This is a genomic window from Nocardioides luteus, assembly GCF_014648595.1.
Classification (GTDB): domain Bacteria; phylum Actinomycetota; class Actinomycetes; order Propionibacteriales; family Nocardioidaceae; genus Nocardioides; species Nocardioides luteus.
In genome coordinates, this window is record NZ_BMRK01000001.1 from 75,624 (window position 1) to 87,914 (window position 12,291).

The 12,291-nt window shown below is 70.6% G+C and carries 10 protein-coding genes; 7 read left to right on the top strand and 3 right to left on the bottom strand.

Annotated features, from left to right (window positions below; genetic code table 11):
* Positions 1 to 82 precede the first annotated feature (82 nt).
* Genes IEY81_RS00355 through IEY81_RS00365 form a run of 3 tightly spaced genes read left to right on the top strand, consistent with a single transcriptional unit; the run spans position 83 to position 2,300 of the window.
* On the top strand, positions 83 to 1,123 hold the full coding sequence (locus IEY81_RS00355) for a sugar kinase (protein ID WP_189116461.1): 1,041 nt from the start codon (positions 83 to 85) through the stop codon (positions 1,121 to 1,123).
* Positions 1,120 to 1,866, top strand: a complete 747-nt coding sequence (locus tag IEY81_RS00360; protein WP_189116462.1) for an IclR family transcriptional regulator — start codon at positions 1,120 to 1,122, stop codon at positions 1,864 to 1,866. Before IEY81_RS00355 ends, IEY81_RS00360 begins: the two co-directional genes overlap by 4 nt.
* Positions 1,867 to 1,895: 29 nt before the next feature.
* Positions 1,896 to 2,300, top strand: a complete 405-nt coding sequence (locus IEY81_RS00365; RefSeq protein WP_189116463.1) for a RidA family protein — start codon at positions 1,896 to 1,898, stop codon at positions 2,298 to 2,300.
* Here the strand turns inward: IEY81_RS00365 and IEY81_RS00370 are convergent.
* Complete coding sequence (locus IEY81_RS00370) at positions 2,297 to 4,480, bottom strand: acyltransferase family protein (RefSeq protein WP_189116464.1); 2,184 nt, start codon at positions 4,478 to 4,480, stop codon at positions 2,297 to 2,299. The genes IEY81_RS00365 and IEY81_RS00370 overlap by 4 nt on opposite strands.
* 194 nt (positions 4,481 to 4,674) lie before the next feature.
* On the opposite strand from IEY81_RS00370, the gene IEY81_RS00375 reads away from it, so the two are divergent.
* Genes IEY81_RS00375 through IEY81_RS00385 form a run of 3 tightly spaced genes read left to right on the top strand, consistent with a single transcriptional unit; the run spans position 4,675 to position 7,810 of the window.
* On the top strand, positions 4,675 to 5,799 hold the full coding sequence (locus IEY81_RS00375) for a sugar ABC transporter substrate-binding protein (protein ID WP_189116465.1): 1,125 nt from the start codon (positions 4,675 to 4,677) through the stop codon (positions 5,797 to 5,799).
* Complete coding sequence (locus tag IEY81_RS00380) at positions 5,796 to 6,545, top strand: ATP-binding cassette domain-containing protein (protein WP_189116466.1); 750 nt, start codon at positions 5,796 to 5,798, stop codon at positions 6,543 to 6,545. The genes IEY81_RS00375 and IEY81_RS00380 overlap by 4 nt, the downstream gene beginning before the upstream one ends.
* The gene (locus IEY81_RS00385) at positions 6,542 to 7,810 is read left to right on the top strand and encodes a sugar ABC transporter permease (RefSeq protein WP_189116467.1); all 1,269 of its coding nucleotides are present in this window, start codon (positions 6,542 to 6,544) and stop codon (positions 7,808 to 7,810) included. Before IEY81_RS00380 ends, IEY81_RS00385 begins: the two co-directional genes overlap by 4 nt.
* Here IEY81_RS00385 and IEY81_RS00390 read toward each other — a convergent pair.
* Positions 7,794 to 9,314: a serine hydrolase domain-containing protein gene (locus tag IEY81_RS00390; protein ID WP_189116468.1), complete on the bottom strand. Its 1,521-nt coding sequence runs from the start codon at positions 9,312 to 9,314 to the stop codon at positions 7,794 to 7,796. The two genes, IEY81_RS00385 and IEY81_RS00390, sit on opposite strands and share 17 nt — an antisense overlap.
* A 488-nt stretch (positions 9,315 to 9,802) precedes the next feature.
* On the bottom strand, positions 9,803 to 10,834 hold the full coding sequence (locus IEY81_RS00395) for a LacI family DNA-binding transcriptional regulator (protein ID WP_189116469.1): 1,032 nt from the start codon (positions 10,832 to 10,834) through the stop codon (positions 9,803 to 9,805).
* A 160-nt stretch (positions 10,835 to 10,994) separates the two neighbouring features.
* On the opposite strand from IEY81_RS00395, the gene IEY81_RS00400 reads away from it, so the two are divergent.
* Entirely contained in the window at positions 10,995 to 12,287 is a 1,293-nt protein-coding gene (locus tag IEY81_RS00400; protein ID WP_189116470.1) for an ABC transporter substrate-binding protein, read from the top strand.
* Positions 12,288 to 12,291: the final 4 nt, after the last annotated feature.

The following is a 12,291-nucleotide window of genomic DNA, read 5'->3' on the forward strand; positions in this document are numbered from 1 at the left end:
GCATCGGTCGCGCCGACCGGTCAACGGTCGGCATCGGACCAACAGGTCGGGCCAACCGGACCACGAGGGAGGAGCTGCATCCGTGGGCAGCAGCGGAGACGTGCGGGCGGTCTGCCTGGGCGAGGCGATGGTCGTCCTGCGCCCCGACGGCGACCAGCCGCTGGCGGCGGCGACCACCCTGCTGCGCTCGGTCGGTGGTGCCGAGGCCAACGTGGCCGGAGGCCTGGCCGCGCTCGGCGTGCCGACGGCCTGGGTCTCGCGGCTCGGCCAGGACCCGTTCGGCGACGTCGTCGTCGACGACCTCACCGGCCGCGGCGTGCAGGTCGAGGTCGACCGCGACCCCGCACGTCCCACCGGGCTCTACGTCAAGGAGCCCGCTCCCGGCGGCAGCCGCATGCACTACTACCGCGCCGGCTCCGCCGCGGCCGCGATGGACGCGGACCTGCTCGCCCGGCCCGGCGTCGTCGCGGCGCTCGCCTCGGCCGAGGTCGTGCACACCTCCGGCATCACCCTCGGCATCCTCGAGGAGGACTCGGGCCTCGTCGCCCGGCTCCTCGCGCTGCGCGAGAAGCACGGCTTCCGGCTCAGTGTCGACCTCAACTGGCGGCCCGCGCTGTGGACCGGGGCCAGCACCGCGCCGCTGCTCGCCCTGCTCCGTGCCGCCGACGTCGTCCTGCTCGGCGCCGACGAGGCCCGGGCCGCACTCGGCGCGCAGACTCCGGAGGATCTCCGTGAGCTCCTCGGTCCGCGGCCACGGCTGGTGATCAAGTCGGACTCTCATGCCGCGGGGGAGTACGACGTCGACGGCCGCGCGACCCAGGTGCCGGCGCTCCGGGTCGACGTCGTGGAGCCGGTCGGTGCCGGCGACGGCTTCGCCGCGGGCTATCTCGCCGGGCTCGTCGACGGGAGCGGTCCGGTTGCCCGGCTGCGCCAAGGCCACCTCGTCGCCGCTACCGTGCTGGCCGCACCCGGTGACCATGCGGCCCCGCCGCCCGCCGACGTACGCTCCCGGCTGCTGGCATCCTCCGAGGAGGAGTGGGCCGCGACGCGGGTGAGCGCCGACGGCATCGTCTCCCCGGCGCTGACGAACGATGCGCCGACGACCGACGAGGAGACCCGATGAGCCAGAGCCTCTCCCGCGCGCTGCGGATCCTGATCGAGCTCGGCGAGGGCGAACGGTCCCTCGACCAGGTCGCTGCCAGCCTCGAGGTCCACAAGACCACCGCCATGCGGCTGCTGCACACCCTGGAGGCCGACCGGTTCGTACGCCGCGACGACCGCCAGCGCTACCACCTCGGCTCGCGGCTCTTCGCCCTGGGCGGCGCCGCGCTCGCCCAGCACGCGATCCGCGACGTCGCCCAGCCCCATCTGAACCGGCTCGCGGCCGAGGCCGGCGGACAGGCGGTCCACCTCGCTGCCTACGAGAACGGCACGGCCATCTACATCGCCAAGGTGGAGAACACCCACGCCGTGCGGATGTACTCGCGCGTCGGGCTGCCCGCCGCCCTGCACGCGACCGCCGTCGGCAAGGTGCTGGTCGCCGGCCTGCCTCCCGGCGAGCAGGAGGCGGTGATCGCCGGCATCGACTTCCGGCCCTTCACCAGCCGCACCATCGCCGACGCGGCGGCCTACCGCGAGGTGCTCGCGAAGACCCGGGAGCAGGGCTGGGCCGAGGACGCCGCCGAGCACGAGGACTTCATCAACTGCGTCGGGGCGCCCGTGCGGGACGAGGCCGGGCGCGTGGTCGCCGCGGTCTCGGTCTCCGTGCCCGACGTCATCCTGCCCCGCGAGGGCGTGCGCGGTCTGGTGCCGCAGCTCCTCGCCGCCACCGAAGCGATCTCCGCCGACTGGGTCGGCGCGAGATAGTGAGCCAACCCCGAGAGGAAACCCGTCCCATGTCCGACATCCGCATCTCCACCGACCAGGCTCCTGCCCCCGCCCACACCTTCTCCCAGGGCGTCGTCCGCGGAGGTCTGCTCCAGGTCTCCGGCCAGGGCCCGGTCGACCCCGAGACCAACGAGTACCTCCACCCCGGGGACGTCAAGGCCCAGACCGTACGCACCCTGCAGAACGTCGAGGCGATCCTGGCCGCCGCGGGCGCCGGCTTCGACGACGTCCTCATGCTGCGCGTCTACCTGACCAGCCGCGACGACTTCGCTGCGATGAACGAGGCGTATGGCGAGTTCATCGGCTCCCGGGTGGTCGAGGGCGGCATCCTCCCGTCCCGCACCACCGTGATGACCGGCCTGCCGCGCGAGGAGATGCTCGTCGAGATCGACGCGCTCGCCGTCGCCCGCTAACCCAGGATCCGAGCGAGCTCCCGGCCCAGGAACGGCGCCAGCGTCCGCGCGTAGCGGGCGGTGATGTGGTTGCCGTCGCGGTAGACGATGACGTTGCCGACCACCGCGGGGCAGATCTGCGCGTCGCAGAAGAGGTGGGTCAGGTCGACCAGGTGCGCGTTGGGGTCGCGCTCGACAGCGTCACGGTGGGGGTCCGCGACCAGCACCTCCGCGCGCGGCCGCCCGCACGCCGCGCCGGCGGTCTCCGGGGAGTGCCGCTGGATGCAGCCCAGGGTGGTGCGCAGGTAGTCGGCGTTGTCGGGCTCGAACATCGGGTTGTCCACCAGCGCGATCACCGGGACATCGGTCGAAGGTCGGTGGCCCCACGCCTCGACGAGCCCCTCGACCGTCGACTCATACGGCGTCTCCCCGGGCAGCGGCTTGGTCGTCTTCCGGGCGGAGTGGGTGACGACGATGGCGTCCAGGTCCTTCTGCTCCGGAGCCTGGAGGTACGCCTCGAGCTGCCGGTTCCACTCCGCACAGGCGGGGCGGTTGTCGGCGACGTCGCGACCCAGCGGGCGGGCGTTCCAGTGGCACGCCGCGCGCGAGGCGACGTCGATGCGCCACCCCCGCCGGTCGCCGATCAGGTCCAGCGCACCGACAGGAGCCACCGCGTGGGAGTCGCCGACCATCAGCAGTCGCTTGTCATAGTCCTCGAGCGTGCCGTTCGAGCAGGCGCTGAAGCGCACCGGGCGCTCCTCGAACGACCAGCACTCGCTCCGGTTGTCGTCGTCCTCGCCGATCGCGGCCACCGCCGGGACCAGCTCACCCCGCAGGTCGGTGTTGCGGCACGGCTCTCCCCGGGTGGCGGCCGCCAGCGAGGCCGCGCCCAGGCACTCGGTCTCGTAGGGGTCGGCGGCGGCGAGCCGGGCGGCCGCCGCGATCGCCCGCTCCTCGGCGCGGTCGATCGCGACCAGGCCGCCCCAGCCCGCGCCGATCGCGAGCACGAGCGCAGCCAGCGTGGCGACCAGCGCTCGCGGACCGCCGGGCCTGATGACGTACGTCTGGACCTGGCGGGTAACCAGCCGGTTGGTCGCCCAGGCGAGCAGCGTCGAGACGACCAGCACGCCCGCGGCCGAGGCGACGGTGAGCCGCTCGGCGCCGGAGTGGTAGAGCCAGGCGATCAGCAGGGGCCAGTGCCACAGGTAGAGCTCATAAGAGATGTCGGCGACGAACCGCAGCGGGCGGGTCTCCAGCAGGCGTCGTGGCCCTCGCGGTGACGGCGTCGAGCCGATCATCACCAGCAGGGCGCCGGCGACCGGCCACAGCGCGGCCGGACCGGGGAAGTGGTCGGCGCCGTCCATCACGAAGCCGCAGCTCACCACCAGGGCGAGGCCGGCCCAGGCTGCGTACGGCTTCAGCGACTCCGGGAGGGAGAGCCGGCGCAGCGCGAGCGCGGTGAGGGCGCCCGCGCCGATCTCCCAGAAGCGGGTGATCGAGTTGAAGTACGCAGCCGCCTGGTCGGCGCCGGAGACCTTGACCGCGTAGGCGAAGGAGACCACGAAGGCCATCGCGGTCAAGGCGAAGAGCAGTCGGGCGAGGGTGATGCGGCTGGACAGCCGGCGGCCGGCGCGGGCCAGCAGTGCGACCGCGAGGATCGCCAGCGGCCAGGCGAGGAAGAACTGGCCCTGCACGGCGAGCGACCAGAAGTGCTGCACCGGTGTCGAGGACGGCCCGGCGGCGCCGTAGGTGAGCTGGTTGGCGATGAGCTCCCAATTGAGGGTGTAGGTCGCCGCCGCCACGATCTCGCGGGTCGTCTGGGCCCACAGCGTCTGTGGGACGAGGACGACCATCAGCACGGCCGTCGCCGCCAGCACCAGCAGGGCCGGCGCGGCGAGCCGCGCGAACGTACGCCCGTAGTGCTCGCTCAGCCTCACCCGGCCACGTTCGGCCCGGCCGACCAGCGACCGGGTGGCGAGGAAGCCGGAGATCACCAGGAAGACGTCGATGCCGCCGGAGACGCGGCCGTTGCCGAAGAGGTGAAAGGCGACCACGAGGGCGAGCGCGATGCCGCGCAGACCGTGGATCTCGCTGATGTGGCCCGAGGCGCGGCCGGGGGAGGCCTGCCCAGATTTGGGGCTCTTGGGGTCGGGCTCTGGTGGAGCGGGCGGGGTCGTGCGGAAATCCGAGGTGGCGGTCATGTGATCGCTGTTCCAGTGACGTCGTCGGGTGGGGAGCCGTCGCACCGTACCGGGCAGTAGTGACGTGCAGGCGAACGGGCGGTGTTCGAAATCGTTATCGACTTCTCCTGAGATCCGCCTCGTAGCGCCGCTGAAGGAGATAGGTTGCACCCCGACGTGACTTAGATCACATCCAGGACTGAGGAGTTTCGACGATGAACACGCACAAGATCGGCCGCCTGATGGCGGTCGCCGCGGTCGCGACCCTGTCGACCGCATCGCTGGTGGCCTGTGGAGGCTCGGACGAGGGTGGCGGTGGAGACTCGGGCGACTCCGGCGGCACCGACGTCGGGGTGATCCTCCCCGACGCGACCACGTCCCCCCGGTGGGAGTCCCAGGACCGGCCCAACCTCGAGAAGGCGTTCGCCGACGCCGACCTGAAGGCCACGATCCAGAACGCCCAGGGTGACACTGCCAAGTTCGGTCAGCTGTGCGACAGCATGATCAACCAGAACGTCAAGGTCATCATCATCACCAACCTCGACTCCGAGTCCGGCGCCTCCTGCCTGAAGAAGGCCGCCGACGCGGGTGTGACGAGCATCGACTACGACCGGCTGACCCTCAACGGCGGCGCCTCCTACTACGTCTCCTTCGACAACGTGAAGGTCGGCGAGCTGATGGGCACCGGCCTCGACGAGTGCCTGACCGCCGCCGGCAAGAAGGGTGGCAACATCGTCTACGTCAACGGCGCGGCCACCGACAACAACGCGGCGCTGTTCAAGTCGGGCTACGAGAAGGCGCTCAAGCCGAAGATCGACGACGGCACCTACAAGCTCGTCGGCGACCAGTCGGGGGAGTGGGACGCGACCAAGGCCGGTCAGGTCTTCGACCAGATGTACACCGCCAACGGCGGCAAGATCGACGGCGTGGTCTCCGCCAACGACACCATGGCCGGCGGCATCATCGCTCGGCTGAAGGCGAACAAGGTGCAGGGCAAGATCCCGGTGACCGGCCAGGACGCCTCGGTCGAGGGTCTGCAGAACGTCCTGCAGGGCTTCCAGTGCGGCACCGTCTACAAGAACACCGCGCTCGAGGCGAAGGCGGCCGCCGACCTGGCGATCGCGCTGATCGACGGTGACGAGAGCGCCGCCGAGGAGCTCGTCAACGGCAGCGTCGAGGACACCGAGGCCGGCAAGGACGTGCCCTCGGTGCTCGCCGAGCCCGTCTGGATCACCAAGGACACCGTCGGCACCGTGATCGAGGACGAGCAGGCCGACGCTGCCGAGGTCTGTGCCGGAGCCATCGCCGACCTGTGCACCGAGAACGGCGTGCCTCAGTGAGTCCGCTGCTGGAGCTGCGCGGCGTCGAGAAGTCTTTCGGCGCCGTGCAGGTCCTGCGCGGCGTCGATCTCTCGGTGCAGGCCGGCCGGGTGACCGCCCTGGTCGGTGACAACGGTGCCGGCAAGAGCACCCTGGTGAAGGGGATGGCCGGCATCCACCTCTTCGACGCCGGCGACTACCTCTTCGAGGGCGAGCCGGTGAAGGTCACCAGTCCCAAGGACGCGGCCGCGCTCGGGATCGAGGTCGTCTATCAGGACCTTGCGCTGTGCGACAACCTCGACGTCGTCCACAACATGTTCCTCGGCCGGGAGATGCGCCGGCTCCGCCTGGTCGACGAGGACACCATGGAGCAGCGTGCTCGCGAGACCCTCGACGGTCTCTCGGTGCGTACCCTCAAGTCGGTGCGTACGCCGGTGGCCTCCCTCTCCGGTGGCCAGCGGCAGACGGTGGCGATCGCCCGCGCCGTGCTGTGGAACTCCAAGCTGGTCATCCTCGACGAGCCCACCGCGGCTCTCGGCGTCGCGCAGACCGAGCAGGTGCTGCGGCTGGTGCGGCGTCTGGCCGACCGCGGCCTCGGCGTCGTGCTGATCAGCCACAACCTCAACGACGTCTTCGAGGTCGCCGACGACATCGCGGTGCTGCATCTGGGCCGGATGGTCGGTCAGATCGAGGCGGCCTCGACGACGCGTGAGCGGGTCGTGCAGGCCATCACCACGGGCGTGGTCCCGGAAGGAGGTGCGGCATGAGTCTCGACACCGACGACCCGACCGTCGCCGCCGCGCCGGACCCCGAGCCGGACAACTCGCTCGGCGGGATCTTCCGGGCCTACCTGGCGAAGCTGAAGGGCGGTGAGGTCGGCTCGCTGCCGGCTGTGCTGGGGCTGGTCGCGCTGGTCGTGGTCTTCTCGGCGCTGCGGCCCGAGCAGTTCACCAACTCGTTCAACTTCGCCAACCTGATCGGCCAGTCCGCCGGCGTGACCGTGCTCGCGATGGGCCTGGTCTTCGTGCTGCTGCTGGGCGAGATCGACCTCTCGGCCGGATTCGCGGGCGGCACCTGTGCCGGCGTGCTCGGCGTCTTCCTCACCCGGCAGGACTGGCCGCTGATCCCAGCGCTGCTGATGGCGCTGGCCGCCGGTGCGATCATCGGCCTGTCGATCGGGCTGCTGGTGGCCAGGCTCGGCATCCCGTCGTTCGTGGTCACCCTGGCCGCGTTCCTCGGGCTGCAGGGCGTACTGCTGTCGATGATCGGCGAGGGCGGGACGATCCCCTACCGCAACGACTTCATCAACGGCCTCAACAACGCCAACCTGCCGGTCTGGCTCGGCTGGGCGCTCGGCATCGTCGGCATCGTGGGCTATGCGGCCTCGACGTACGTCGCCGACGCGCGTCGCCGCGCCAAGAACCTCACGGTGCAGCCGATCCTGCTGTGGGCGCTGAAGACCGGGCTGCTGACCGTCGTGGTGCTCGCGGTGGTCGGCTATCTCTCGGTCGAGCGCAGCCGCAACCCGGCGCTGACCTCGCTCAAGGGGGTGCCGGTCTCGCTGCTGGTGATCGTCGGCCTGCTGATCGTGCTCACCTTCATGCTGACCCGCACCGCCTGGGGTCGGCACGTCTACGCGGTCGGCGGCAACGCCGAGGCGGCTCGCCGTGCCGGGATCAACGTGTTCCGGGTGCGGCTGTCGTGCTTCATCCTCTGCTCCACGATGGCTGCGGCGGCCGGGATCATGATCGCCAGCCGCACCAACTCGGTGAACCCCAACACCGGCGGCGAGACGACCCTGCTCTACGCCGTGGGCGCGGCCGTCATCGGCGGCACCTCGCTCTTCGGCGGCAAGGGCCGGGTCATCGACGCCGTCATCGGCGGCACCGTGGTCGCGGTCATCGACAACGGCATGGGCCTCCTGGACCAGCCGCAGGGCACGGTCTGGATGGTCACCGGCCTGGTGCTCCTCGTCGCTGCCAGCGTCGATGCGCTGTCCCGGCGCAGGGCCTCGGCTACGGGGCACGTGTAGCGGCGGGGGTCCGTTCCTTCGTCGAGGTGTCGGCACGCCTCGATGAGGGAACGGGCTCACCGGCGCGGTGGCGGCGCAGCCCGAGGATGCGTACGACGATGGTGGCGAGGTTGGCGACGGCAGCGACCGTCACCCAGATCATCAGCGCCGGGGAGAAGTGGGCGAGCTGGACCAGGCTGATGTCGCGGCCGCCGCCGTAGAGGAACCCGATCAGGTAGGGCAGACCGAAGAGGAGCACGGTGGGCGCCAACCGGGGCAGCAGCCGTGCGGTGAGCCTCGAACCGGCTTTGTCGCCGTGCTTCCGCACCCAGCTGCGCGTCCGGGCGAGCCGGCGGACGCCGAGCGCCGTCGTGAGCAGCGTGAGCGCGGCCAGGACGAGGTCGGTCCACACCCGGATCGGCGACATCGGCTCCACGGCGCGCCCGTCGATGATGTCGGCGACGCTGGTGGCCAGGGTGCCGGTGCCCTCGTTGCCGAGGCCGACTCCGCTGTTGCCCATCACCACGACCCCGTGGCCGCTCTCGGTGAGGAGGACGTCGGCGGTGTAGGTGAACCAGATCCCGCCGTGGCCGACCTCCTGCTCCCCGTGGCGGTCGCCGACCTCCCAGCCGAGCGCGTAGCGGGCATCCGGTCCAGCGGTCTGCATCTGCTCGATGGTGCCCGCCGGCAGCACCCGGGTGCCGTTCGCGGCGACACCGTCGCGCCGCTGGACCAGCAGCCAGGTGGCCAGGTCGTCAGGGGTGGTGATGACGCCATCGGAACCGTCGACGAACCGGTGCGGCTCCGCGGCCGGCGGCGTCAGGCCGTACGCGTAGAGGTGGCCGTCAGCCACGTCGGCCGGAAGGTCCTCCGGGGTGACGTCGATCGTCGTCGTCCGCTTCATCCCGGCCGGCTCGAAGATCGCGCGCTCGAGGTAGTCGCCGAACGGCATCCCCGAGACCCGCTCCACGATGCGCGCGGCGAGATGGAAGTTGGTGTTGGTGTAGGCGTACTTCGCGCCCGGGTCGGTGGCCAGCCCGGCCTGCCGCGCGCGCCGCTCGGCCTCGGCCAGGGTCGACGGCTGCGGCAGGCTCTTCTCTCGCAGGGTGAGGTCGGTGATCCCCGAGGTCTGGCTCAGCAGGTGTCGCACCGTGATCTCCGCGCCGCGGCGGTCCTCGAGCCGGAAGTCCGGCAGGTAGTCGTAGACCGGCGCGTCGAGGTCGACCCGTCCGGCGGCGACGAGCTGCATCACCGCCGCCGCCGTCATCGTCTTGCTCACCGACGCCACCGGCATCCGAGTGTCCGACGTGACCGCGTCCCCCTCCGCATCCACGCCGTACGTCGTGGCGTGCCGGTTCCCGTCCGGTTCGGTCACGACCACCGCGATCCCGGGATAGCCGCTCTTCTCGGCGAAGTCCGCCACGGCCTCCGCGATCGCCTCCCCCTCCTCCGCAGCGGCCGGCTGGGCGAACGGCACGACGAGCACGAGCACGATGGCGAGCAGAGCTCCAAGACGTCTGATCATGCTCCCGATCGTCGTCCCGCCGCGCGTCAGCAGTCGTCAGCCCCCGGACGGATCAGGCGTACGTCCCCGGAATGATCCCGACACGAAGAGCACGCCCACTCGGCGCATCTGCCCCATCTGAGCACGCCGAGTCGGCGGATCTGCCCCGCGTGAGATCGCTGAGTCGGCGGATCTGCCTCGCGTGAGATCGCTGAGTCGGCGCGTCTGCCCCGCGTGAGGTCGTCGAGTCGGCGCGTCTGCCCCGCGAGCGATCGCCGAGTCGGCGCATCTGCCCCGCCTGAGATCGCCGAGTCGGCGCATCTGCCCCGCCAAAAGACGTCGAGTCGGCGCAACTGCCTCGAGACGTCAGCGTACGCGGGGCAGACACGCCGACTCGCCGCGAAATTCTGGGACAGATGCGCCGACTCGGCGTCCGATTGTGGGGCAGTTGCGCCGACTCGGCGTCTGATTGTGGGGCAGACGCGCCGACTCGGCGTCCGGGGGTTTGGCTATGCGGCCGGCGGCGCGGTGCTGCTGCGCTCGATGAGCTCGGCGGGCAGGCGCAGGTGGCGCTCGGTCTGCTTGCCCTCGAGGAGCTCGAGGAGGAGCTCGAGGGCGGATCGGCCCATCTCGTGGAGCGGCTGGGCCACGGTGGTGAGCGGGGGAGTGGCGTCGCGGGCCTCGGGTACGTTGTCGAAGCCGATCACCGAGAGGTCCTCGGGCACCCGCAGGCCGAGCGACTCGGCCACCTCGATCACCTTGATCGCGGAGATGTCGTTGGCGGCGAAGACGGCGGTGGGACGCTCCTCGGCCGGGAGCGAGAGCAGCTCACGGGCCGGGGCCTCGGCCAGCTCGGGGTGGTAGCCACCGACCCGGATCAGGTCGGAGGAGACGCTCAGCCCGGCGTCGTAGAGGGCCTCGCGGAAGCCCTTCTCGCGCAGCGCCGCGGAGCGCAGGTCGGGGCGGCCGCCGAGGAAGGCGATGCGCCGGTGGCCGAGACCGACCAGGTGGTCGACGGCCAGACGCGCGCCGGTGACGTTGTCGGCGTCGACGGTCATCGGCCCGTCGGGTCCGGTGTGGGGGTCGATCGCGACGACCGGGATGGTGGTCTCGTCGGTGATGATCATCGACGGGGTGACCACGATGGCGCCGTCTATGAGGGTGTGGCCGAGACGGGAGAGCGAGCGCCGCTCCCAGCCGGAGTGGTTGTGGGCGCCGGAGCGGCCGGCGTGGGCGAGCAGCTCGTAGCCGGTGCCGTCCAGCGCTGCCGAGATCCCCTTGAGGAGCTCGGCGGAGTAGGGCTCGAACTCGGCGACGAGCACGCCGATGACCCCGGTGGACTTGCGACGCAGGCTCGAGGCGATCAGCGAGGACTGGTAGCCGAGCTGGTCGATGACGGCGAGGACCTTCTCGGCGGTCGCCTCGCTGACCCCGTAACGCTCGTTGATCACCTTGGAGACCGTGGCCACCGAGACTCCTGCCTCACGGGCCACATCCGTGATCGTCACCCGGCGGGGGCGTGGCTGATCGAGCGTGCTCATGCTCTGACAGTAGCCCACTCGAGGGATTGTCGATAACAGGCTACGAAAACGTTATCGACAACGATTGACATGTAGCCCCTCACGCGCCATGCTCGACCACACGATGTGGCGGCAGTCACATGATGTCCCATACCCCGAGCAGTGACGAAGAGGTCCCAAGATGTCGAGGAAGACACAAGCGCTCGCCGCGCTGTGCGCCGGATTGATGATTGCCGCCACCGGTTGTGGTGGCTCGGGCGACTCCGGTGGCGGCGACGACAACACCATCGTCTGGTGGCACAACTCCAACAACGACCCCGGCATGGGGTACTACGAGCAGGTCGCGAAGGACTTCGAGAAGGCGAACCCCGGCGTGGACGTCAAGGTCCAGGCCTTCGCCCACGAGGACATGCTCACCAAGCTCGACGCCGCTTTCCAGAGCGGTGACCCCGAGCAGATCCCGGACGTCTACATGGAGCGTGGCGGCGGCGAGCTGGCCGACCACGTCGAGGCGGGCCTGACCAAGGACCTGTCCGAGGACGCGGCCGAGGAGATCGACATGATCGGCGGCTCGACCGCCGGCTGGCAGGTCGACGGCAAGACGTACGCGCTGCCGTTCTCCATCGGCATCGTCGGCTTCTGGTACAACAAGGACCTCTTCGAGAAGGCCGGCATCACCGAGACGCCGGAGACGATGGACGACTTCTACGACACCGTCGAGAAGCTCAAGGCCGCGAACATCCAGCCGGTCTCGGTCGGCGGCAAGGACGCCTGGCCCGCCGCGCACTACTACTACTGGACCGCGGTCCGGGAGTGCTCGCAGGACGTGCTCGACTCGGCGGTCAAGAGCCTGGACTTCTCCGACCCCTGCTTCGAGAAGGCCGGTGAGGACGTCGAGGACATCGTCGCGAAGAAGCCGTTCAACAAGGGCTTCCTCTCGACGGGCGCCCAGGAGGGCCCGACCTCGGCCTCCGGCCTCCTCGCGACCGAGAAGGTCGCCATGGAGCTCGCCGGCCACTGGGAGCCCGGCGTGATGCAGGGCATCACCGAGGACAAGAAGGGCCTGGGCGAGAAGACCGGCTGGTTCCCCTTCCCGACCATCGAGGGCGGCCAGGGCGACCCGGGCGCGCAGATGGGCGGCGGCGACGCCTGGGCGGTCTCCGAGGGCGCTCCCGAGAAGTCGGTCGACTTCGCCAAGTATCTGCTCTCCACCGACGTCCAGAAGGGCTTCGCCGAGAACGGCATGGGTCTGCCGACCAACCCCGACGCGATCGAGTCGCTGACCGACCCCGCTCTGGCCAGCCTGATCAGGGTCCGTGACAGCGCTCCGTACGTCCAGCTCTACTTCGACACCGCCTTCGGCCAGTCCGTCGGTGGCGCGATGAACGACGCCATCATCAACGTCTTCGCGGGCAAGGGCTCGGCCGCCGACATCGTCAAGGCCACCCAGGCCGCCGCGGACAAGGAAAAGTGAGTCG

Bases quoted from the DNA above. Each gene is read 5' to 3' on its own strand.
- IEY81_RS00360 (WP_189116462.1), top strand. From the start codon at position 1,120: ATGAGCCAGAGCCTCTCCCGCGCGCTGCGGATCCTGATCGAGCTCGGC.
- IEY81_RS00365 (WP_189116463.1), top strand. From the start codon at position 1,896: ATGTCCGACATCCGCATCTCCACCGACCAGGCTCCTGCCCCCGCCCAC.
- IEY81_RS00370 (WP_189116464.1), bottom strand. From the start codon at position 4,480: ATGACCGCCACCTCGGATTTCCGCACGACCCCGCCCGCTCCACCAGAG.
- IEY81_RS00375 (WP_189116465.1), top strand. From the start codon at position 4,675: ATGAACACGCACAAGATCGGCCGCCTGATGGCGGTCGCCGCGGTCGCG.
- IEY81_RS00385 (WP_189116467.1), top strand. From the start codon at position 6,542: ATGAGTCTCGACACCGACGACCCGACCGTCGCCGCCGCGCCGGACCCC.
- IEY81_RS00390 (WP_189116468.1), bottom strand. From the start codon at position 9,314: ATGATCAGACGTCTTGGAGCTCTGCTCGCCATCGTGCTCGTGCTCGTC.
- IEY81_RS00395 (WP_189116469.1), bottom strand. From the start codon at position 10,834: ATGAGCACGCTCGATCAGCCACGCCCCCGCCGGGTGACGATCACGGAT.
- IEY81_RS00400 (WP_189116470.1), top strand. From the start codon at position 10,995: ATGTCGAGGAAGACACAAGCGCTCGCCGCGCTGTGCGCCGGATTGATG.